Raw genomic sequence first — 21087 nt, 5'->3', positions numbered from 1 at the left:
GTGGACCCGGTTTGGTCGCATGAAGGATTAAGCAGCAATGTCTGTTTCTTTTTGTTTACGTGCATCAAGACGCATCAAGACGACAGTCGAAACAAAAGCAGTGACGACCGCAATCGCGAATCCAACGAGGTAGTTGATCAAATTCGTTGCACCGAGCGGGGCGACGATCGCGATCATCGGGATTCCAGTTAGTCCGTAGGCGTTCGCCGCGACTTGCGTCAAGACGACATAACCGCCACCAATCGCACCACCGATTGCACCACCGATGAATGGTTTTCCAAGACGTAAGTTGACGCCGTAGATGACAGGTTCCGTGATACCGAGAAAGGCTGAGAACGCAGACGGTAGGGCAAGTGCTTTGAGTTTGACGTTCTTTGTCAAGAAGTAGACGGCAAGTCCGGCACCGCCTTGAGCGACGTTCGCCATCGACCAGATCGGTAAAAGGAAGTTCTTTCCGATACTTTTATCGGCAAGTAACCCTGCTTCGATTGCATGGAAACTGTGATGCATCCCAGTGATGACAATCGTCGAGTAAAGTCCACCAAAGAGGAGACCAGCGACGACTGAGAACTGTTCGTAGAAGAAGACGAGTACGAATGAGATTCCTTTCCCGAGCAACGTTCCGATTGGACCGATGACGATCAATGCTAGGAAACCAGTGACGAGGACCGTAACGAATGGTGTGACGAGTAAGTCGAGCGTTTCAGGTGTTCGTTTCCGGACTTGTTGTTCAATCTTTGCCATGACCCAGACAGTTAAGAGAACCGGGAAGACCGTTCCTTGGTATCCGATTAACTCGATGTTCATTCCGAGGAATTTCATGACTTCAGGATCACTGTTCCCAAGTGTCCATGGATTCAAGAGGGACGGGTGTGTCATGATTCCCCCGATGACGGCACCGAGATACGGATTTGCACCGAATTCACGAGCTGCCGAGAAACCGATCAGAATCGGTAAGATGATGAAGGCTGAAGACGAGAACATATCAAGTAGTTGAACAATCGGCGAATCGCCCTCGACCCAACCGAATGCTTTGATCATACCGAGTAATCCCATCAAGAGACCAGCTGCGACAATGGCCGGAATGAGTGGAACGAAGACGTTCGAAAGGGAACGGGCAAGACGGGCGAACGGGTTTAATTTTTGAGATGCAGCCTTTTTAACGTCGAGTGGCTCTTCTCCATCGACTTTCACACCAGCGAGTGGTGCAAACGCAGCGAATACCTTATTAACGGTACCGGTCCCGAAGATGATTTGATATTGACCAGAGCTCGAGAAGGCACCACTTACACCATCCAAATCTTCAAGTGCCGCTTGATCTACCTTTGATTCGTCATGTAAAACAAGGCGTAAGCGTGTCGCACAGTGAGCGGCAGTAATGATGTTCTCGCGTCCACCGACAAGTTCAAGTACACGTTTAGCAGTTTGTTGATAGTCCATCGGAAAAGTCCTCCTTTTTTCGTGAAACACGCTAGATGAGACAAAAAAAGGCAAGACCGAACGACACCTCTCCTAAGAAGGTGTCATTTCGGTCTTGCCAGCCATACTGTCACAATCCGCACTATTGATTTGATTTCATCATAAAGCAGAAAAGAAAGCGTTGTCAACAATCAATTTTCATTTTTTTGAATCCGAATATCAACCTCAACCCCGTAGTGATCGGAAACGACGGGTCCGTGAATCCCATCGAAGACGACACCGACGCGCTCGACATCGATCTTTCGGTTCGATAAGACAAGATCGATGCGTAATCCTTGTTGATTGTCTTCCCATCCATCGATGTTGCCATCGATTGTTTCAATCCCGACCGTTTCCTTAGCAAGCAGAAAAACGTCATGTAATCCTCGTTGCATCATATAGTCATACCCTGTATTTCGTTCTAAGGCATCATTGTTGAAATCCCCGAGGAAAAACGTCCATTCAAGTGGATCCATCCGAGCCATCAAGTGGTTGAATTGTTCCTGGAACGGCTCGACTTCATCTGCCCACCAGCCGAGATGACAGGTATTGAACGTGATGGGTGTTCCGTCGACTTGGATCGTGGCACGGACGATTTTCCGTGATTTCCAATCGAGTGTATCCTGACTACGGCTGACATAATAACTGTCTGACTTCAAGATCGGGTGTTTCGTCAATAAGGCGAGTCCTTCTTCGTATTTATCGTATCCGATATGGGCAAAATCCCAGATGAGGGAGTAGGTTTGACCTTGTTCCTTTAAGGCTTGCTGAATTAAATAAGCAAAATTATCATTACGCACCTCATCATGGACGATCGGTGTATCCATTAATTGACTGACTTCTTGCAGTGCGATTACATCATAATCTTGTGCGAGGATCTGTTGGACGATCTGCTTTAATTTTTCGAGTGGCTGTTCTTCTTGCCACGAATGACAGTTCAATGTGAGTAGACGCATGAGTGATCCTCCTGATTTTTCAAATAAGAAAGGTGAAACTCTTATGAAAGAGCTTCACCTTTAGGTAGTTCCCTAATCTCGCAGGTTTATGCGCCGATCCGGTCTTGGATATCTGATTTTAAGATATCGGCTTTTGGACCGTAGATGGCTTGCACGCCATTGTTCTTAAGGATCAGACCAATTGCACCGTTTGCTTTCCAGTCCGCTTCTTGTGCGACAAGCGCTGGATTCTTAACGGTGACACGAAGACGTGTCATGCAGGCATCGACGTCTTCGATGTTCTGCTGTCCACCCAGTAATTCAATGATTTGGGAAGCTTGTGAACCATCGGCAGGAGCGGATGTTGCAGCAGCCTCACCTGAAGCTTCAGTAGTCGATACGTTGATATCGTCCAGATAGTTCCCGTTACGACCTGGTGTCGCATAGTTGAACTTCTTGATGACGAAACGGAAAGTAAAGAAGTTCAAGAAGAAGAAGAATACACACACACCGATGAAACGAATTAAGTCACCAATCAAACCAGCTTTTGCAATCAATGGAATGCGTGTCAGAAGTTCGATCGCACCGAACGCATGAATCCGAAGATGCATGACATCTGCTAGTGCGAAGGCAACACCTGTTAGTACAGCATAGATGACGTAAAGAACAGGAGCGATGAACATGAACATGAACTCGATTGGCTCTGTGACACCTGTCAAGAAGACAGCAAGTCCTGCAGATAGGAAGACCGGTTTGTATGCTTTTTTCTTATCTTCATCGACTGACATGTACATTGCGATAGCAATACCGATCAATGAAGCAAGTGATGTGACGACTTGTCCTTCTTTGAAGCGGGCAGGAACGACACTGTTGATTAAGTCATTGTATCCTTGTGTGTTACCGGCTTGCTTTAAGTTGACAAGGTCAGTGATCCAAGCGAGCCAAAGCGGATCTTGACCAGCAACCGTCGATCCTTGAGCAGCACCTGTCAAGATTTTGTACGTTCCACCTAATTCCGTGTAGTTCATCGGTACAGTCAACATATGGTGCAGACCGAACGGAAGTAATAGACGTTCCAGTGTACCGTATACGAACGGTGCAATGATCGGTGCAGAATCACGTGAAGAGGCAATCCAGCGCCCGAAGTCATTCAACAATCCTTGGACGAACGGCCAAACGAGTGACAATGCGAATGCTGCAACAACCGATCCACCGATGACGACGAATGGAACAAAACGTTTTCCGTTAAAGAAGGCGAGCGCATCTGGCAATTTACTGAAGTTATAAAATTTATTAAAGAGAACGGCACCAAGGAAACCAGAAATGATTCCGACGAAGACCCCCATGTTAAGCGCAGGTGCCCCTAAAACTGAAGTGAAATAATCTTTTACGATGAGCTCAGAACCAAGCAATGAATTGACCGTTGCTTTTGGGTCCGCGATCATGTCAGCATTGACGCCAAAGATAGCGCCTGTGACACGGTTGATCAAAATGAAGGCGAGTAACGCTGCGAACGCACCACCAGCACGTTCTTTTGCCCACGATCCACCAATCGCGACGGCGAATAAGACGTGGAGATTCGTAATAATAGCCCAACCTAAATCCTCAACGATCCGGGCAATCGTTTGCATTAATACGATGTCGCCTCCGTACATGCCGATCAGTTTCCCGACCGAGATCATGATTCCTGCAGCAGGCATAACAGCGATGACGACCATCAACGCTTTACCGAGTTTTTGCCAAAAATCGAACGAAATAGCATTTTTCAAGATCATTCACTCCTTTTGGATCTCTTTTTCTCTAATATGTGTGTAAGAACAGTGCAATAATGTAAGCGATTAATGCAACCGTTTGCATATAGAATTGTAAGCGATAACTTTTTAAAAAGCTAGTGTTTTATAAGAAAAACATTCGGAAATTTATTTCATTGGAAAAATGACAGTTCGGAAAGGTATTCAAATTTAAAAAAAAAGAGAAAAAGGCTACAGTGAACATTGTTTGGTTTCAAAAAAGAAAAGATGTTGGGCGGATGAAAGAAGGGATTCAACCGATCGGGCAGTACGGTCAGCGGATTCGTACATTACGAGAACGTCATCAGTTAGATCAGCATACATTAGCTGAATTGACTAAAATGACACTTGAGATGATTCGATGTATCGAAAATAGCATTGTGGATCCGTCTTTTTTGATGATTGAGCGGCTGGTCCGTGCTTTGCAGATTCTTTTGGATCATTTGTTACGGCATATTTATATTTGGTCATCTGAAGTCATCTGTCAGCACGATCGTACGACCTTGATCGACATCCCGTCGAGTTAATGGGTATGAAAAAGAGGAACGGTGGAAAAGTCCACTGTTCCTCTTTTGAGCGTTTAACGATTATCGACAGTCTCAGGATAGAGATCGTGATTGAATAGACGATGTTCTGCCATTCGTTCATATTTTGTACCAGGTTTTCCGTAGTTGTAGTACGGGTCAATCGAAATTCCCCCACGTGGCGTAAATTTCCCCCACACTTCGAGGTAGCGCGGTTCCATCAATTTCACGAGATCTTTCCCGATGACGTTGATGCAGTTCTCGTGGAAATCACCGTGATTACGGAAGCTGAATAGATACAATTTAAGTGATTTCGATTCGACGAGTTTTTCATCCGGGATATACGAAATGTAGATCGTCGCGAAGTCCGGTTGATTCGTAATCGGGCAAAGGCTCGTAAATTCTGGTGCATTGAATTTTACGAAGTAATCATTTTCCGGATGGCGGTTCGGAAACGCTTCGAGTACTTCTGGTTGATATTCGAAAATGTATGGAACGGCTTTTTGGCCGAGTAACGATAAGTCGTTTAGATCTTCAGGGCGCATGAATCATTTCTCCTTAGACGCCACGATCGTTCGCGAAAACGAGGGCGTGTAGTTGTGGTAGGACACGTGCGTGATTAAAACGTTCATCACGAGCAACGCGTTCCCAAAGTGTTTTTAAATCGTGTAGCATCCGTGGGGCGATCGTACCTTCTTCGTGCGGATCCGGATTTCCGAGTGATAGATAGAGCGTTTTTAAGGCATATCGCTCTGAAATCATCGCCGCGAAATCAAGATCTGCTTCATCAAAAATGACGATTTTAACGGCACGCTGTTGTTCTGGTAGACGCTTGAAAAAAACATCCAAACGATCAAAATCGATGTTCATGCCACTTGAAGGCGGTTTAGGACTGAGTGTGACGTCATCGATATCAAGTAACCAATTTTGCCAGTAAGAACCTTGTGTCTCAACCGACATCGTGATGTTTCGTTCTTTTAATGCCTCAACCAGCGTACCGATCGAAGCATGAAGTAACGGGTTCCCACCAGAAATCGTGACATGTCCGTAAGAGCCGAGTGCATCGAGGCGTTCCATGATCGTCTCTGCCGTCAAGAGTTCAGGTTTTTCAGAACCATCCCATGTGAAGGCGGAGTCACACCATGAACAGGAATAGTCGCAGCCACCGGTTCGGACGAACATCGTCTTTTGACCGATTGATCGTCCTTCCCCTTGGAACGTTGGTCCGAAAATCTCGAGAACCGGAATTTTTGGCGTTTTCGTTAAGGCACTCATGTTTCGTTCATCCACTCACGACGGACTTCAGCAAAAGCAGTCGGCGTCTCATAAAGTTTGACGAATTCGACACGAAGTCCACGTTCGTCTGGAAGGTGTTGTCCGAGCGTCTCAAAAATCCACGCCGCCATGTTTTCAGCTGTCGTATTCATGTATGGTAATGATTCATTTAAATAACGGTGATCGAGAAGTGGTTCGAGATGTGTTTTAAAGATTTTCTTAAGATCACCAAAATCAAGTGTCATACCGCGGTGATCAAGAAAACCACTGATGCCCATATCGACATGGTACGTATGACCATGAAGCGCACGGCATTTCCCATCGTAATCATATAGGTGGTGCGCTGCGTCAAACGTCAGTTTTTTGACGATCATGACGCGAGATTTCGTATAGATAAGCGAGTCGCCAGTCGGGCGCTCGACCGTTTCAGGTGCTTCGTAATTGAATGTCATGTGTGTTGAACCTCCTTGATGTATGCATCTAATCCATTTTTTCGTAATTCACAGGCCGGGCATTCGCCGCAACCATCTCCAATGACGCCGTTGTAACACGTCAACGTGCGATTTCGAACGAAATCAAACGCACCGAGCGAGTCGGCAAGCGCCCACGTTTCTTTTTTGTCGAGCCACATGAGTGGCGTGTGCAGTACGAATGGATAGTCCATTGCAAGGTTCAATGTCACATTCAGTGACTTGATGAAGGCATCACGGCAGTCTGGGTAACCAGAAAAGTCCGTTTCACATACGCCAGTGACGATATGACGGATTCCGCGTCCTTTCGCGAGGACGGCTGCGAACGAAAGAAACAGGTGGTTCCGTCCATCTACAAAAGTAGAAGGTAGACCATCTTCGTTCGTCGTGATGGTTTGGCTGTGGTCAGTCAAGGCGTTACTCGTTAGTTGACTGAGAAGAGAGAGATCAAGCTCATGGTGTTTGACACCGAGCTCAGAGGCGATGTCGCGTGCGACTTCGAGTTCTTGTGCATGACGTTGTCCGTAATTAAACGTCACGACTTCGACTTCTTCATACTGTTTCAGTGCCTGAAACAGACAAGTCGTTGAGTCTTGGCCGCCGCTAAAGACGACAAGAGCACGTTCGTTTTTCATAATGTACACTTCCATTCCTAGTTTTTATAACGGAGGAGGTTACGAACTCCGGAGACGTAGTCTCAACTATTCACACTAGCAGAAGCCATCAAAAAAGTCGACGTTTTCTAATGAAGGCCAAAAAAGAGATGCTGATTGTCGCTCGGACGATCGGCATCTCTTAATAGGAAATTACAGCGGATAGTGGTAATAGCGTTCTTTGACGAGCAGGTCACGGATGTTCGAGTCTTCCGAGATGACTTTCATCAAACCACCTGTTTGAGAAGCGTGTGCTTCGAGTGCCTTGATCTTTTGATCCGTATAGGCACTGACATCGTGAATGAATGTTCCTTCTCCAAGCTCTTCTTTCGTATTGTTCGCAAAAGCGACCGCAAGGAACTCAGGGCGATCGGCAGGATCCATCATCCGAAGGGCACGAACGACGGCGCGAGCTGTCGCTTCGTGATCGGGATGGACCGCGTAACCCGGATAAAATGAAATCAAGCGAGTCGGGCGCGTCTGTTGAATCAACGTAAGGATACGGTCAGCAAGTGCCGCTTCATCCTCGAATTCAACGGTCTTATCGCGAAGTCCCCACATTTGGAGATCCGAAATCTTCATTTTTTCAGCTGCATCGATCAACTCACGTTTGCGAATCGTTGCGAGCTGTTCCCGGTTCGTAAAGACAGGGCGTCCCATGTTACGGCCCATCTCACCGAGCGTCAAACAAGCATATGTGACAGGACCACGATTTTCTGCGTGCTCGATGATCGTACCAGCAGAACTGAAGGCTTCGTCATCCGGGTGAGGGAAGACGACGAGTAAATGATCTTCGTGTGTCATGCGTCTACCTCCTCTGCACCTTGAGCAAATGGTGTCGGGCTAAGTTCAAAAGCAATCGCAAGACGTCCTTCGACATCGTGACCGGCAATCAACAATTGATCCCCAGCAAATTCGAAATCAGTTAATCCCTCACCGTATAACCAGCCGTGTGCAAGTTTCAAACCGATCCGGTAAGGACCGTTTCCTGTGATCAAACCACGTTCGTAAGTGATTTCCGCATTACGGAAAAACATCCCTGCGCTATGGAAGGTCGGATCTTGGTGCGTCGCGTAGGCACCGTTCGTCGTCTCAACGTGTACGTATAACGGTGTATTCGCATGTTCGTCGATATAACGCTGTATCTCTTGTAAATCAATGGCTTGCATAAATCATTCTCCTCTCCTATACAGAAAGAAGTCCGCGGATATCGCGGACTTCTTAAGCGGATCAAGACTGGACTGTACGATGTGCAGCGTGATCAGTTGGTCCGACGTATTCATTCAAACGGAATGAATGACGAATCGCAGAAGTGATAAAAGATTTTGCTGTACGGACAGCAGCTTCTACCGATGCACCTTTTGCGAGTTCGGCCGTGATTGCTGCAGAGTACGTGCAGCCGGCACCGTGCGTGTACGGTGTCTCGATTCGTTCGTCCTCAATCAGGATAAACTCTTTTCCGTCATAAAGCACGTCAACTGCTTGTGGATGGTCAATCTTACTGCCACCTTTAACAAGAACGTATTGCGCACCTTTTTCATGAATCCGCGCTGCTGCAAGTTTCATTTCGTCTATCGTTGCTGGCGTTTTACCAAGACCCGATAATTGACCTGCTTCAAAGACGTTCGGTGTGACGACTGTCGCAAGTGGTGTCAAGACATCACGAAGTGCGTTCGCTGTATCAGGGTTTAGCACCTCATCCTCGCCTTTACAGACCATAACAGGATCGATGACGACGTTTTGGACGCCGGATGATTTGATTTTTTCGGCAACGGCTTCAATGATTTCGACAGTCGGGAGCATTCCCGTCTTCATCGCATCAACACCAATACCTCCAAGGACCGTGTGGATTTGTGTCCGGACGAGTTCTGTGTCGATTGGGTAAACCGCATGATGCCAAGAGTGATCAGGATCTTGAGCGACGATGACCGTCAAGGCATTCATTCCGTAGACGCCAAGTTCTTGGAACGTCTTTAAATCAGCTTGAATGCCAGCTCCACCACTCGTGTCGGAACCAGCAATCGTTAAGGCTTTACGTTTTGTCATGGGGCATTCCTCCTAAAGAAATAGACAATCCTTCTTGTTCTTCATGATAGCGAATTATGGGAAAAACAACAACTGTCGACGCTTCTAGCGTAGACAAAACCCCACCTATCTTGAATAGGCGGGGTGCGTACTTATTTAATGAATAAGAAGTCGAGAATATAGTAGATCATAGCAGCTAAAGCCATTGAAATCGGCAATGTGATGACCCATGTGATAAGCATGCGTTGCGCTGTTCCCCACTTGACACCTTTCTTACGGTGCGATGTACCTACACCTAAGATGGCAGATGAGATGACGTGTGTCGTCGAAACAGGAAGATGAATCGCCGTTGCACCAAAAATGATTGCTGCTGATGTTAAGTCAGCTGCTACACCATTGACTGGACGGATTTTCATGATTTGACCACCGACGGTTTTGATGATGCGCCATCCACCGACAGATGTTCCGAGACCCATTGCGATCGCACAGGAAAGTTTAACCCAAGTGGCAACTTCGTGATCCGTTTGGAAACCAGACGAAATCAAAGCGAGTGTGATGATCCCCATCGCTTTTTGTGCATCATTCGTACCGTGTGTGTACGATTGTAATGCAGCAGTTGCGATTTGGACGTGGCGGAAGCGACGATTCGTTTTCGCCAAATTTCCTTTTTTGAAGATGATTTTAAAGACTGCATATACGATGAAACCGAGTGTGAAGGCGAGTACTGGTGAAATCAGCAAAGCTTCAACGATTTTCAAGAACCCTTTTGCTTCGATGCCACCAAATCCAACAGAGGCAACAGCTGCACCAGCAATCGAACCAATCAGTGTATGCGACGAACTTGACGGAATACCAAAGTACCAAGTCAAGAGATTCCAAGCAATGGCTGAAATCAAGGCAGCGATGACGACATAGCTCCCGTGTTCAAGTGTTGACGGGTCAACGATGTCACCAGAGATCGTTTTTGCGACTCCAGTGAATGTGATTGCACCTAGGAAGTTCATCGATGCAGCCAAAATGATGGCATGGCGTGGTTTCAAAGCGCGAGTCGATACAGCAGTCGCGATTGAGTTCGCTGTATCGTGGAAACCGTTGATGAAGTCGAAGCTAAGTGCGAGAATCACGATTATGGCGGTGATGATAAACAGGCTATCCATCTCGTTAGCTCCTCACTTAAGCGTTTTTCATGATGATCGTTTCAATGACGTTAGCTGCGTCTTGGCAGTAGTCCGCGATTGATTCGAGCGATTCATAGATTTCTTTGTATTGAATGATTTTAATTGGATCTGTTTCTGTTGCGAACAATGCTTTGATTGATTTACGGCGTAAGTTGTCACAAATCGTCTCTTGTTCTTTGATTTTAATGACATGTTCACGCATCGGTTGCAATTTACGTGCAACAAGAAGATCCATTGACGTTGCGAGTTCTGAAACAGCGATGTTGATTTCATCAACGAACTTAATCATGTGCTCGTCTGCTTGAACGATATTGTAGATTTCGAAAATAGCAGAACATTCTTCAAAGCCATCTAAGACGTCATCGAGTGCGTTAGCGAGTGCGAGTAAGTCTTCGCGATCGATTGGCGTGATGAACGCGTTGTTCAAGTCGATGATCAACTGATGCATCAAATCGTCCCCAGCTGTTTCGAAGTCTTTTACTTTATGTGCAAATTCTTTTACATCCGCGATGCCGTTGATTTTAAAGTCAACGAAGAATTGCGAAGTCGTTTTTAAGTGTCCTGCGATTTCTGATAATTTAACTGCGAATGGATCTTGTTTTTTACTAAACATTTCTTCTGCCTCCATATTAAGAACAAGAATAGAATAGTGAAGCAACTTCACGAGTTCGATTGTAGCAGACGGTATTGTAAAAGAATACATTTATGAAGCGTCTTTACGAAATCTTAATAAATCTTAATATGAAGGTGATTGTAGATTTAATAAATTATCTGACAATAGGAGATTACATGTGTACTTAATTGAAATAGGTTGGATTGCGTTGTGATTACAAGCGAATGTCTTGTGATTGTAAGAATAAAAGCGCATCAGAAGTGGGAAAAGAGGATATGGCGTATGAAAATCGAATGATATGATTAAGTCTGCGTAATTAGGTAAAAGAGGAGGATTTTATTATGCTCGTTCAAAGTTTATGTATCCCGAAGCACCAATGTGTCACGATTTCCGAAACAGCGACGATCCGTGAAGCGCTTGACACGCTTGAAAAAACCGGATACCGATGTGTCCCGGTTCTTAGTCAGACAGGACAGGATTTCAAGGGGAATATCTATAAGATGCACATTTATCGTCATGGGATGAATGGTGGCAGTTTAGACGACAATGTCATGTCGCTGATTAAGAATACATCCAAATACATCTATACAGGAAGTAATTTCTTTGAAGTCTTCTTCTCAATTAAGGAATTACCGTATATTGCGGTCTTAAATGACGACGGTCATTTCTTCGGTATCTTACCGCACGGGAAGATGCTTGGAATGCTTGAGGAAGCGTGGAATCGTGATTCGGGAAGTTACGTCTTAACGGTAGCCTTAAGTGAACAAAAAGGGGCGCTCGAGAAAATTTCGAAGATCGTTAACAAATATTCAACGGTGGCGAGTCTGATGACTCTCGATGCAAAGAGTAGTGTCATGCGTCGCGTATTAATTACGTTACCAACGGATTGTGACGAGAAGACGAAGAAAAAAATCGTGAAGAAACTTGACGACAAGGGTCTTCGTGTCGTCGCTGTTGAAGATTTAGCTGTTCGTGTATAATGGACCCGCATAAGACCAGTCATGACTGGTCTTTTTTTGAGGGAAAGGAAGGATAGACGATGAAACTATTAGTAGTAGGAGCAGGTGCGATGAGTGAGGCGCTCGTTCAAGGGTGGGTCGCTTCTGGATTTAAGCGTGAGGACATTACGATGACGAATCGCAGTGGTGGAGCACGCTTGACGGAAGTCGCGGCGCGACACGGCATTCAAACAGTCGAGCAAGAAGATGTCTCCTTATATGATGTCGTCATGCTTGGCATGCAACCCGATGGTGTACTTGCCTACGTAGCAAACCAACAATGGACGCATCAAACGATCGTTTCGATTGCGGCTCACATTACACCGGACGAAATCGAACGGTTAACGGAACGTCCGACAGTTGCTGTCATGCCGAATACACCCGTTGCCCATCGATTAGGAATGACTGGACTATGGTTCGGCTCACGCGTGAACGAAGAGATCCGAAGTGTAGTCGAGGCATTATTTGAACGTGTCGGAGAAATCGCGGAGGCAAATGAAACAACGATGCCAGCGTTCATGGCGGCAGCTGGATGTAGTCCAGCATTCTTCTATGAAATCGTAGCTGGTATGGTACCAGTTTTGACGGATGCCGGTTTTGAAGAGGGAAATGCACGTCGAATCGTTGCTCAAGCGATGAAAGGTTCAGCTGAAATTCTCATGCGTTCTAATGAGAGCACAGATCGTCTCATTGCTGACGTTGCAGCACCTGGTGGACCGACGGATCGTGGTGTCCAAGTGTTACGGGAGCGTCACCTGTTCGAAACGATGCAAGCGGCGCTACGAGAGAGTGCACGTGAAGCAAACGAATAATCCACTTCAGAACGCTTACGTATAATAAAATGCGTAAGCGTTTTTTTTGTTCACGAAAGTTTCACGTGAAACATAAGCAAAGCGATTGCATCTCGAAATGAGAATCCGTACACTATAAAAAGAAACCGTCCAGACGGTACAGTAAAATAGATAGGAAAAGGGGGAGGCTTTTGGCTAGTGCAAAAGCACAAGAGACACGTCGCCGGATTCTTGAAGCAACGACAGCGATCATATTGCAACAAGGCTTTACTCAGCTAACGCTCGATGAAGTCGCGAAACAGGCAAATGTCTCGAAAGGTGGACTATTGTATCATTTTGCTTCGAAAGAAGCGTTGCTGATGGGAGTCATCGAAGCGCAAGAAGCACGTCAATTTGAACTGTACGAACAGCATCAGTTGACGATGGGACCGATGGAAGCGTTCGTGACGTTGCAAATCCAGCAGCAAGAGGAATTCCACCTCGATATGGATGCGCTTCTTTACTTATTGTCCTTGTTAAAGGATCACGCGACGTTCGTCGAGGAACGAAAGCGACAAGTTGAGCATTTCTTCCGCCAACTGACAGAACAGATGGATCCGGTTGAGGTGTTATCGATTCGTTTTACATTAGACGGTTTGAAACTGTCGGAGCATTTTCAGTTTGGTGCACCTTCTCCGACTATCCGACAACAATTGATTCAGCAATTAATAGAACGTGCACGACAATTAGACAAGCAAATTGAAGAGTGAAGGAGAACCATACGATGAAAAAGATCATCCAGTTTTCGGTGAACAATAAGTTTGCCCTCTGGCTTATGACGATCATCATCACAGTTGCCGGTATTTATGCGGGAACATCGATGAAGCTTGAGACATTGCCAGACATCACGACACCAACCGTGTCCGTGACGACGATTTATCCGGGTGCTACACCAGAACAGGTTTTAGATGAAGTCAGTCGAGAACTTGAAAGTAAGGTCGAAAATTTACCAGGTGTCGATACTGTACGTTCGACGTCCTTCCAAAATGCATCGAACTTACAAATTGACTACAACTTCAGTACAGACATGGAAGAAGCAGAGCAAAAGGTAAAAGAAGCTCTTTCAAACGTAGAACTACCAGAAGGTGTCCAAGAGCCACAAGTATCACGGATTTCCTTTGATGCATTTCCAGTCATCGGATTCGCTGTCTCAGACAAGGAACGCTCTCTGTCTGAGTTGACGAAACTCGTCGAAAACGAACTTCAACCGAAGCTTGAGGGAATCGAAGGTGCTCAAACGGTTCAAGTCGCAGGGCAAGAGATTCGCCGAATCGAGATTCGCTTCGATGAGAAAAAACTCGAACGTTACGGTTTAACAGAAGAGAATGCGAAACAATTAATTCAAGCTAATGATTCACGTTTAGCGCTTGGTTTGTACGAGCTAGGAGATAAAGAACAGGCAGTTGTACTAGATGGAAAAGCAACGACGGTCAAAGAATTAAAAGATCTTCGTCTTCCATATACACCGCCAGCAGCGAATACTCCTGAAGCAGGGCAAGCAGGGCAAGCAGGGCAAGCAGGGCAAGCAGGGCAAGCAGGGCAAGCAGGGCAAGCACCATCAGCAACAGGAGAGGCAGAGGCAGCATCCCAAACGACACCGTCGACAGGTGCTACGTCGGGACAAGCAACTCAAGCACCAACACAAGTACCAACTGTCACGTTGTCGCAAGTCGCGACGATTGAAGACAAAGGGATTGAAGAATCGATTTCTCGTTCGAATGGCGAAAGATCGATCGGTGTTCAAGTGACGAAATCGCAGGACGCAAATACGGTTGATGTCGTCAATGGCGTCAAGCAGACGATTAAAGACTTTGAAAAAGAAAACGGTTCGGTCAATGCATCTGTGACACTTGATCAAGGAAAACCAATCGAGGAATCCGTTTCAACGATGATTAGTAAGGCACTGATTGGTGCATTATTTGCCATCGTCATCATTTTGCTGTTTCTTCGAAACATCAAATCAACGATCATCGCAGTCATTTCGATTCCACTATCTCTTCTGATGGCGATTCTTGTGCTGAAGCAGATGGATATTTCTTTAAATATCATGACGCTTGGGGCAATGACGGTCGCAATTGGTCGAGTCGTTGATGATTCCATCGTCGTCATCGAAAATATTTACCGTCGTTTGACGGATCCGACAGAAAAGTTAAAAGGAAAAGAACTGATCATCAGTGCAACACGAGAAGTATTCATTCCAATCGCATCGTCAACGGTCGTTACGATTGCTGTATTCTTACCACTCGGATTTGTTACGGGATTCGTCGGAGAACTCTTCTTACCGTTCGCATTGACAGTCGTCTTTGCACTATTTGCGTCCTTGATCGTAGCGGTCACGGTCGTTCCGATGTTTGCGGACTCGCTCTTTAAGCGCGGTAAGGCACCAAAACCAGAAAAAGAAGAAGGTGGGAAGTTAGCGAACGGTTATCGTCGTATGCTGAATTGGTCGTTGAACCATAAATTCATCGTCTTTGGACTATCCGTCCTACTATTGATCGGAAGTTTTGCACTTGTACCAACAATTGGTGTCAACTTCTTGAATCAAGAAGGAGAAAAAACACTGTATGTCACGTACAATCCAAAACCAGGACAAACGTTGGATGATTCGTTAAAAGCAGCTGATCAAGCAGAAGATTATTTCAACAAACAAAAAAATATCGACAATCTTCAGTTTACCGTCGGTGGAGAAAATCCATTGAACCCAGGGAATACAAAACAAGGTGTCTTTATCGTCCAGTATGATCCAGACACAGAAGATTTCGCAGATGTTAAACAGACAGCAATCAAGCAGTTGAATGCCGACATTCCGACAGGAGAATGGAAAGAGCAAGACTTTAGTGGTGGAGCTGCGTCGTCAGGTGTCTCGTACTCGATCTTCGCGAATAACATTGAAGATTTAGAAAAAGTTACACCGAAATTCGTCGATGCGATCGAAGGCGAAACGAAATATGTTCGAAAAGTAACGACAGATTTAAAAGAAGCTTATACGCAGTATACGTTCGAAGTCGATCAGCAAAAAGCGGCTGAGTTCGGTGTTTCAACAGCACAACTCGCACAAGGTATCGCGAATGTCCAAGGTGAGGAAAAACCACTTTCTACTATTAAGGTGGATGGGAAGGAACTCGATGTCATCGTTCCAAACGAACAAACGACATATGATTCGATACGAGACTTGGAAGAGACAGATGTCGTGACACCACTTGGTGTTCGTAAACTGTCCGATTTTGTTGAAGTGAAAAAAGGAACGACACCTGACTCACTCAACGAACGCGATGGAAAACTCGTTGCTACTGTGACAGCAGAACTGAAAACGGATAAAGCAACAGAAGCTTCTCAAGCGATTGAAAAATCCGTCAAGAATATCGATCGTCCAACGGGTGTCTCATATGAGCAAGGCGGAGTTACTGAACAGATCCAAGAATCATTCACACAACTCGGTCTAGCAATGGCAGCAGCTGTAGCCATCGTCTATCTCGTCCTTGTCATTACGTTCGGAGGAGCATTGACGCCACTCGTCATCTTGTTCTCACTTCCATTCGCAATCATCGGTGGGCTCGTTGCACTTCTGATTACAGGCGAGACGATTTCTGTATCGTCCTTAATCGGTGCCTTGATGTTGATTGGGATCGTCGTGACAAATGCGATCGTCTTGATCGACCGTGTCATTCATAAAGAAGCAGAAGGTTTATCGACGCGTCAAGCACTACTCGATGCAGCAGGTACACGTTTACGTCCAATCTTGATGACAGCCCTTGCGACGATCGGTGCCCTTGCACCACTCGCCCTTGGACTCGAAGGTGGCGCATTAATTTCAAAAGGATTAGGCGTGACGGTCATCGGTGGACTTACAAGTTCGACATTGTTGACACTTCTTATCGTTCCAATCGTGTACGAATTCTTAGCACGTTTCCGAAAAAAGAAGTCAATTGATTCTTGAAAAAACGATTAAATCACTAAAACGGACAGATATGCAGAAATGGCGAGAATAAGCCATTCAGCATATCTGTTTTTTTATTTTGTTACAAAAGTATTACAAGAAAGAATTCGCGTTAAATAACTGTAACATGATGAAAATCTGGAACGTGATAGGATAAAAACAGAAATTATCTGACAATTCAAGTGCATATTATACTCATACATAAGAGGAGAATGAATCGATGAAAACTGTCACTCGCGTTTTGCTAACCTTAACGTTACTAATCAGTAGCTGGACACTCGTTCCGTCATCAACACAAGCCGCAACGAGTAAGAAAGTCACGATCTCCGTGGATGTGTTAAATATCCGAGCGAAAGCGACAGCATCGAGTAAGCGAGTCGGTCAATTGAAACTTGGACAGTCTGTGGCAGTGAGCGGAAAAGTGAAAGATTGGTACCAAATTCGTCATCAAGGAAAAACAGCGTATATCGCTTCGATGTATACGAAAGCATACAATGCAAAAGCAACAAAAGGATTGAGCAAAACAGGATCAACAATCGTATCGGTAGCGGAAGGTCTTAAAGGACGCCCTTATGTTTTTGGCGCGACGGGTCCAGTTAGCTTTGATTGCTCTGGATTTACACGTTACGTCTATCAAGCACTAGGAAAATCACTTCCGCGCACAGCAGCTGCTCAGTATTCATCGACGAAACGTACAGCTCCTGGTGCCGGGGATCTCGTCTTCTTTACACACGGTAGTGGCATTCAGCACGTTGGGATCGCTGTCGATGGGAGTACGATGATCAATGCGAACTCGTATTATGGAAGAGTTGTCAAAGAATCGTTCCGTGGCGGCTACTGGGGATCACGGTATGTAGCAGCAGGGGCACTTTAAACGAAATGAAGCGACGAATTCAAATCGATGAACTCGTCGCTTTTTTATATGGATTCAGGTATAAGGAAGAACGGTCGTTCCAGCAATGAACGTTGACGGTACTTCGATTTGCGGACGAATATTTATATCGTTTCGAACTGTTAGCTGAAAAGCATGTCGTCCGATCGTAGCATATGGAATCGCGATCGTCGTCATCGATAAGACTTCAGCGAGTTCACTTCCATCAAAGCCAATGACAGAGAGATCTCCCGGGACCTGATAGCCTTGTTTTCGTAGTTCCAAGATCAGTCCCGCGGCAACGTGATCACTGGCAGTCAAGATGGCGCTCGGTCGTTGTTTTTGTTGCATCCAGCGCCTTGCGACGTTCGCACCATCTTCGATCGTCAATGTCAGTTCGTAGACGAACGCGTCACTGACAACTTCTTGATACGCATGTTTACGCGCCAAACTATTCGTACTGTCGGGGCGCCCGAGACAAATACCAATGCTTGTATGTCCTTGTTGTCGTAGATGTGCAAGTCCCTGTTGAAAGGCCGTATAGTGATCGATATAGACAGCAGCGACGTCTTCGTGGTGTTCACAAAAGACAATCGGTCCATAGCGTTCGTACGGTAAAATCGCTGATAACGGAAGGCTGTGCGACACGACGATGAGTGCGTCGATCTCCTGTTGCGCTAGCGCATCAAGAGCGAGTTGCTCACGCGTTTCCAAATAATTCGTTTGCCACGTCAAGAAACGATAACTGGCGTCAAAAGCCGCTTGTGCGATGCCTTGGAGAATGGCGGCGTGATATGGATGATCAACGAATGGGAGCATGACACCGACCGTCTTCGTCATGCCCGTCGAAAGATGGACAGCGGTTTGATTACGGATATAGCCAAGTTTTACTATCGCTTCTCGGACAGCTTGTCGCTTCTCGTTCGCCACGTATGGGTGATCATTTAGTACACGTGAGACTGTCGTGACGGACACGTTTGCTTCACGTGCCAAGTCTCGGATGTTCGTCATCGCGCATCCCTCCTTTAGGTCTGGCGAGATAATCGTTGTTCAAGTCGGCGCCAATCCTGTCGGGAGACGGGAGCCGAGAATGGAGATGTCTGTTCAGCCAATTCATTGATTTTTGAGAGCAGTCGTGTTTTTTCTTGAGGAGACAAATCAGGATATTGATCAACCAACGTGTGTTGACACAAATAATAGCCTGCTGGTGTATGCAATTGTTCAATCGCCCATTCAAAAGCAACATTCCGCTTGAATAGCTGGGTTAACCGAGTATGGATCGACATGATGATTACCTCCTTTTTAGTGTATATCAAGACGATAGGGTATGAAACGCGTTTCACGGCAAGAACTATTTTTGAGCAATGGATTGATTGAGAAAATTCAGCAAGAATTGACCGAGTAGACAAAGAAGTCTATGATTGTGACGATACAACACAAAGAGGGGCGAACGTAAAATGGAATCGACAGACTCGAAGCTGGCATTAAAAATGCTCGTTGTTCTATCTCGGACGATGCATGCGGTGACGGAGCAAGTAAAGGCAGACATCAAAACACATCAGTTGAATTTATCGGAATTCGGAGTCCTGGAATTGCTTTACCACAAAGGGGATACGCCTTTACAACAGATCGGTGATAAAATTCTGTTAACGAGCGGCAGTGTGACGTATGTCGTCGATAAACTCGAAAAGCGTGGATTGATTGCGCGAAAATCATGTGCGACGGATCGTCGTGTCACGTTTGGAACATTAACGGAAGCTGGACGCGAACTGATGGAAGAGACATTCCCGAAGCATGAAGCCTTTTTAGCAGACTTGTTCAAGGATTTGTCAGTGTCGGAAAAGGAACAGTTGATTGATCAATTGAAACGAATCGGTTTACGAGCCGAACATTATACGCCGCTCGAAAATGCATAAGGATTAGCACTCATATGATGGAAAAGGCTCAAGTCACGGACTTGAGCTTTTTTTCTACAATCAGAAGTCAAACTAATTGACAAACGAAAAGGTGGTTGGTATGTTTAGTTACAGAATTTACTTTAAATAAAAGGGAGAAATAATAATGACTAAATTACTTTATGTAACTGTTAACCCAAAAGCTACAGAACACTCTTTCAGCCTTCAAGTCGGTGAAGCATTCCTCGAAAGCTATAAAGCAGCGAATCCTTCAGCTGAAGTAGAAGTTCTTGACCTATATAACGAAACAGTCCAAGAAATCGACACAGACGTGTTAAGCGCATGGGGCAAATTCGCAACAGGCGAAGAATTAACAGAAGTGGAGATCGCAAAAGTTGGTACGATGACAAAACATCTCGAACAATACATGGAAGCAGATGAGTATGTCTTCGTCACACCAATGTGGAACTTCTCTTTCCCAGCACGTCTCAAAATGTACATCGACAGCGTACTTCTTGCAGGTAAAACATTCGCTTACACTGCAGAAGGTCCTAAAGGTTTGATGGAAGGCAAAAAAGCACTCCACATCCAAGCGACAGGTGGCGTGTACACAGGATCTGGTCTTAACTTCGGTGATGACTACCTCCGTCAAGCACTTGCTTTCACTGGTGTAACAGACTACGATGCCCTCTTCATCGAAGGTATGGCGATGAACCCAGAAAAAGCAGAAGAAATCAAAGAAGCAGCAATCGCAAAAGCGAAAGAACTCGGTCGTTCATTCTCGACTGTCAACGCATAAGATAAGCGTAAAAAAGGCTCCCGCCGTGTCGGGAGCCTTTTTGTATTTGTATTGAGTTAAGAGAGCGTTGATTTTTTGCGAAGCACAAGCGTCAGGAAGAGCAACAAATCTTTTAATTTCTCAAAGCCGCGGGGATGCGTCGAGATACGATAGAGCCACTCTAGCTTGAGGCGACGGAATAATTTTGGAGCACGCTTACTATGTCCGGACCAGACATCGAATGCACCACCGACACCGATGAAGATGCCGTGATCGACTTGATCATAAACAGAAGCGATCCATTCCTCCTGTTTTGGCGCACCGAGTGCGACGAGGATAAGATCAGCTTGTGCTTCTGCGATCGCTTGCGTTGCTTCCTCTGTCTTTCCAAAACCGTGAAACGTTCCGACGAAGCGGATGTTCGGAAAACGAATCGATAACTGATGGATCAACGATTTCATAACTTCCGGGCGTCCACCAAGCAAAAATACACGCTTCTTCAGTGCATCTGCCGTCCGCAATAGTTCACGTGCCGTCTCGATCCCTGGCAATGTCGCAGTGAGGGGCGCTCCCATTCGTTTACTGGCAGCGGTCACACCAATTCCATCTGGTGTGATAAACGTCGCCTGCCGTAAAATGGCTTCGTAAGAAGGTTCGCGCAATGCACGCAACACGAGCTCAGGATTCGCCGTGACAAGAAAGGCTTTTCCGCGGTCGTGTAAGATTGTTTTAATATGGGTATACCATTGCGAAGGTGTCGCATCGACGAATGGTAGTCCAAATAATTGTTTTGTCTGAATCATAGTTTCCCACCTCATCATCCATCATAGCAGAATCAAGACGTACGAACAGCGACT

23 protein-coding genes are annotated in these 21087 nt (G+C 45.8%); 8 read left to right on the top strand and 15 right to left on the bottom strand.

Annotation, left to right across the window (positions count from 1 at the left end; translation table 11 throughout):
- Positions 1-27 precede the first annotated feature (27 nt).
- From VJ374_RS15345 to VJ374_RS15335, 3 genes are all read right to left on the bottom strand, one after another.
- Entirely contained in the window at positions 28-1440 is a 1413-nt protein-coding gene (locus VJ374_RS15345; protein WP_035411994.1) for a sucrose-specific PTS transporter subunit IIBC, read from the bottom strand.
- A 170-nt stretch (positions 1441-1610) separates the two neighbouring features.
- Positions 1611-2414: an endonuclease/exonuclease/phosphatase family protein gene (locus VJ374_RS15340; protein ID WP_035411996.1), complete on the bottom strand. Its 804-nt coding sequence runs from the start codon at positions 2412-2414 to the stop codon at positions 1611-1613.
- Positions 2415-2500: 86 nt separating this feature from the next.
- The gene (locus VJ374_RS15335) at positions 2501-4168 is read right to left on the bottom strand and encodes a PTS transporter subunit IIBC (RefSeq protein ID WP_329469517.1); all 1668 of its coding nucleotides are present in this window, start codon (positions 4166-4168) and stop codon (positions 2501-2503) included.
- 254 nt (positions 4169-4422) lie between these two features.
- On the opposite strand from VJ374_RS15335, the gene VJ374_RS15330 reads away from it, so the two are divergent.
- The gene (locus VJ374_RS15330; RefSeq protein WP_329469515.1) at positions 4423-4710 is read left to right on the top strand and encodes a helix-turn-helix domain-containing protein; all 288 of its coding nucleotides are present in this window, start codon (positions 4423-4425) and stop codon (positions 4708-4710) included.
- A gap of 53 nt (positions 4711-4763) precedes the next feature.
- Here the strand turns inward: VJ374_RS15330 and queF are convergent, their stop codons facing one another.
- The 9 genes from queF to VJ374_RS15285 form a co-directional block, all read right to left on the bottom strand.
- Positions 4764-5252, bottom strand: coding sequence for a preQ(1) synthase (gene queF, locus VJ374_RS15325; RefSeq protein WP_035412002.1), 489 nt, complete (start codon positions 5250-5252; stop codon positions 4764-4766).
- Positions 5253-5265: 13 nt separating this feature from the next.
- Positions 5266-5982 (bottom strand): 7-carboxy-7-deazaguanine synthase QueE, encoded by a 717-nt coding sequence (gene queE / locus VJ374_RS15320; protein ID WP_035412005.1) that lies wholly within the window; start codon positions 5980-5982, stop codon positions 5266-5268.
- The gene (gene queD, locus VJ374_RS15315) at positions 5979-6434 is read right to left on the bottom strand and encodes a 6-carboxytetrahydropterin synthase QueD (protein ID WP_329469513.1); all 456 of its coding nucleotides are present in this window, start codon (positions 6432-6434) and stop codon (positions 5979-5981) included. Before queD ends, queE begins: the two co-directional genes overlap by 4 nt.
- Positions 6431-7087 (bottom strand): 7-cyano-7-deazaguanine synthase QueC, encoded by a 657-nt coding sequence (gene queC, locus VJ374_RS15310; protein ID WP_023469723.1) that lies wholly within the window; start codon positions 7085-7087, stop codon positions 6431-6433. The genes queD and queC overlap by 4 nt, the downstream gene beginning before the upstream one ends.
- A 171-nt stretch (positions 7088-7258) precedes the next feature.
- Entirely contained in the window at positions 7259-7909 is a 651-nt protein-coding gene (gene bshB2, locus VJ374_RS15305) for a bacillithiol biosynthesis deacetylase BshB2 (RefSeq protein WP_214856686.1), read from the bottom strand.
- Complete coding sequence (locus tag VJ374_RS15300; RefSeq protein ID WP_035412012.1) at positions 7906-8274, bottom strand: YojF family protein; 369 nt, start codon at positions 8272-8274, stop codon at positions 7906-7908. The genes bshB2 and VJ374_RS15300 overlap by 4 nt, the downstream gene beginning before the upstream one ends.
- Positions 8275-8335: 61 nt before the next feature.
- Entirely contained in the window at positions 8336-9151 is an 816-nt protein-coding gene (gene pdxK, locus VJ374_RS15295; protein ID WP_023469720.1) for a pyridoxine/pyridoxal/pyridoxamine kinase, read from the bottom strand.
- 131 nt (positions 9152-9282) lie between these two features.
- Entirely contained in the window at positions 9283-10287 is a 1005-nt protein-coding gene (locus VJ374_RS15290) for an inorganic phosphate transporter (protein WP_035412015.1), read from the bottom strand.
- 16 nt (positions 10288-10303) lie between these two features.
- On the bottom strand, positions 10304-10921 hold the full coding sequence (locus VJ374_RS15285; protein ID WP_035412018.1) for a DUF47 domain-containing protein: 618 nt from the start codon (positions 10919-10921) through the stop codon (positions 10304-10306).
- Positions 10922-11262: 341 nt separating this feature from the next.
- Between VJ374_RS15285 and cbpA the strand changes: the two genes are divergently transcribed.
- The 5 genes from cbpA to VJ374_RS15260 all read left to right on the top strand — a co-directional run bounded on the left by cbpA (position 11263) and on the right by VJ374_RS15260 (position 17560).
- Entirely contained in the window at positions 11263-11901 is a 639-nt protein-coding gene (gene cbpA / locus VJ374_RS15280) for a cyclic di-AMP binding protein CbpA (RefSeq protein WP_035412021.1), read from the top strand.
- A 59-nt stretch (positions 11902-11960) separates the two neighbouring features.
- Positions 11961-12731 carry a pyrroline-5-carboxylate reductase family protein gene (locus tag VJ374_RS15275; protein WP_035412024.1) on the top strand — a complete coding sequence of 257 codons (771 nt, stop codon included), beginning with the start codon at positions 11961-11963 and terminating at the stop codon, positions 12729-12731.
- A gap of 170 nt (positions 12732-12901) precedes the next feature.
- On the top strand, positions 12902-13459 hold the full coding sequence (locus VJ374_RS15270) for a TetR/AcrR family transcriptional regulator (protein WP_290788302.1): 558 nt from the start codon (positions 12902-12904) through the stop codon (positions 13457-13459).
- A 14-nt stretch (positions 13460-13473) separates the two neighbouring features.
- A complete protein-coding gene (locus VJ374_RS15265) occupies positions 13474-16686 on the top strand; it encodes an efflux RND transporter permease subunit (protein WP_329469507.1) in 3213 nt (1070 codons plus the stop codon).
- Between the two features lie 220 nt (positions 16687-16906).
- The gene (locus VJ374_RS15260) at positions 16907-17560 is read left to right on the top strand and encodes a C40 family peptidase (protein WP_035412031.1); all 654 of its coding nucleotides are present in this window, start codon (positions 16907-16909) and stop codon (positions 17558-17560) included.
- 54 nt (positions 17561-17614) lie between these two features.
- Here the strand turns inward: VJ374_RS15260 and VJ374_RS15255 are convergent, their stop codons facing one another.
- Both VJ374_RS15255 and VJ374_RS15250 read right to left on the bottom strand, forming a co-directional pair.
- A complete protein-coding gene (locus VJ374_RS15255) occupies positions 17615-18568 on the bottom strand; it encodes a LacI family DNA-binding transcriptional regulator (protein WP_329469505.1) in 954 nt (317 codons plus the stop codon).
- Positions 18569-18582: 14 nt separating this feature from the next.
- Positions 18583-18843 (bottom strand): hypothetical protein, encoded by a 261-nt coding sequence (locus VJ374_RS15250; RefSeq protein ID WP_035412036.1) that lies wholly within the window; start codon positions 18841-18843, stop codon positions 18583-18585.
- A gap of 171 nt (positions 18844-19014) precedes the next feature.
- Here VJ374_RS15250 and VJ374_RS15245 point away from each other — a divergent pair, with 171 nt between their 5' ends.
- Both VJ374_RS15245 and VJ374_RS15240 read left to right on the top strand, forming a co-directional pair.
- A complete protein-coding gene (locus VJ374_RS15245) occupies positions 19015-19473 on the top strand; it encodes a MarR family winged helix-turn-helix transcriptional regulator (protein ID WP_035412039.1) in 459 nt (152 codons plus the stop codon).
- A gap of 145 nt (positions 19474-19618) precedes the next feature.
- Positions 19619-20251 carry an NAD(P)H-dependent oxidoreductase gene (locus tag VJ374_RS15240; protein ID WP_023469709.1) on the top strand — a complete coding sequence of 211 codons (633 nt, stop codon included), beginning with the start codon at positions 19619-19621 and terminating at the stop codon, positions 20249-20251.
- Between the two features lie 56 nt (positions 20252-20307).
- Here the strand turns inward: VJ374_RS15240 and VJ374_RS15235 are convergent, their stop codons facing one another.
- Complete coding sequence (locus VJ374_RS15235; protein ID WP_035412042.1) at positions 20308-21033, bottom strand: WecB/TagA/CpsF family glycosyltransferase; 726 nt, start codon at positions 21031-21033, stop codon at positions 20308-20310.
- Positions 21034-21087 lie beyond the last annotated feature (54 nt).

It is taken from the genome of Exiguobacterium sp. 9-2 (assembly GCF_036287235.1).
In the GTDB taxonomy this organism is placed as follows: Bacteria; Bacillota; Bacilli; order Exiguobacteriales; family Exiguobacteriaceae; genus Exiguobacterium_A.
Note: the sequence above shows the minus strand (reverse complement) of the source record. Positions and strands in the feature narration are given on the sequence as shown.

What these genes read in the sequence shown, in the direction of transcription:
- VJ374_RS15265 (WP_329469507.1), top strand. Translation starts at nt 13,474, where the DNA reads ATGAAAAAGATCATCCAGTTTTCGGTGAACAATAAGTTTGCCCTCTGG.
- VJ374_RS15285 (WP_035412018.1), bottom strand. Translation starts at nt 10,921, where the DNA reads ATGTTTAGTAAAAAACAAGATCCATTCGCAGTTAAATTATCAGAAATC.
- VJ374_RS15250 (WP_035412036.1), bottom strand. Translation starts at nt 18,843, where the DNA reads ATGTCGATCCATACTCGGTTAACCCAGCTATTCAAGCGGAATGTTGCT.
- queE (WP_035412005.1), bottom strand. Translation starts at nt 5,982, where the DNA reads ATGAGTGCCTTAACGAAAACGCCAAAAATTCCGGTTCTCGAGATTTTC.
- queD (WP_329469513.1), bottom strand. Translation starts at nt 6,434, where the DNA reads ATGACATTCAATTACGAAGCACCTGAAACGGTCGAGCGCCCGACTGGC.
- VJ374_RS15255 (WP_329469505.1), bottom strand. Translation starts at nt 18,568, where the DNA reads ATGACGAACATCCGAGACTTGGCACGTGAAGCAAACGTGTCCGTCACG.
- VJ374_RS15275 (WP_035412024.1), top strand. Translation starts at nt 11,961, where the DNA reads ATGAAACTATTAGTAGTAGGAGCAGGTGCGATGAGTGAGGCGCTCGTT.
- VJ374_RS15240 (WP_023469709.1), top strand. Translation starts at nt 19,619, where the DNA reads ATGACTAAATTACTTTATGTAACTGTTAACCCAAAAGCTACAGAACAC.
- VJ374_RS15340 (WP_035411996.1), bottom strand. Translation starts at nt 2,414, where the DNA reads ATGCGTCTACTCACATTGAACTGTCATTCGTGGCAAGAAGAACAGCCA.
- VJ374_RS15260 (WP_035412031.1), top strand. Translation starts at nt 16,907, where the DNA reads ATGAAAACTGTCACTCGCGTTTTGCTAACCTTAACGTTACTAATCAGT.
- pdxK (WP_023469720.1), bottom strand. Translation starts at nt 9,151, where the DNA reads ATGACAAAACGTAAAGCCTTAACGATTGCTGGTTCCGACACGAGTGGT.
- VJ374_RS15245 (WP_035412039.1), top strand. Translation starts at nt 19,015, where the DNA reads ATGGAATCGACAGACTCGAAGCTGGCATTAAAAATGCTCGTTGTTCTA.
- VJ374_RS15345 (WP_035411994.1), bottom strand. Translation starts at nt 1,440, where the DNA reads ATGGACTATCAACAAACTGCTAAACGTGTACTTGAACTTGTCGGTGGA.
- VJ374_RS15335 (WP_329469517.1), bottom strand. Translation starts at nt 4,168, where the DNA reads ATGATCTTGAAAAATGCTATTTCGTTCGATTTTTGGCAAAAACTCGGT.
- queF (WP_035412002.1), bottom strand. Translation starts at nt 5,252, where the DNA reads ATGCGCCCTGAAGATCTAAACGACTTATCGTTACTCGGCCAAAAAGCC.
- VJ374_RS15235 (WP_035412042.1), bottom strand. Translation starts at nt 21,033, where the DNA reads ATGATTCAGACAAAACAATTATTTGGACTACCATTCGTCGATGCGACA.
- VJ374_RS15290 (WP_035412015.1), bottom strand. Translation starts at nt 10,287, where the DNA reads ATGGATAGCCTGTTTATCATCACCGCCATAATCGTGATTCTCGCACTT.
- queC (WP_023469723.1), bottom strand. Translation starts at nt 7,087, where the DNA reads ATGAAAAACGAACGTGCTCTTGTCGTCTTTAGCGGCGGCCAAGACTCA.
- VJ374_RS15330 (WP_329469515.1), top strand. Translation starts at nt 4,423, where the DNA reads ATGAAAGAAGGGATTCAACCGATCGGGCAGTACGGTCAGCGGATTCGT.
- cbpA (WP_035412021.1), top strand. Translation starts at nt 11,263, where the DNA reads ATGCTCGTTCAAAGTTTATGTATCCCGAAGCACCAATGTGTCACGATT.
- VJ374_RS15300 (WP_035412012.1), bottom strand. Translation starts at nt 8,274, where the DNA reads ATGCAAGCCATTGATTTACAAGAGATACAGCGTTATATCGACGAACAT.
- bshB2 (WP_214856686.1), bottom strand. Translation starts at nt 7,909, where the DNA reads ATGACACACGAAGATCATTTACTCGTCGTCTTCCCTCACCCGGATGAC.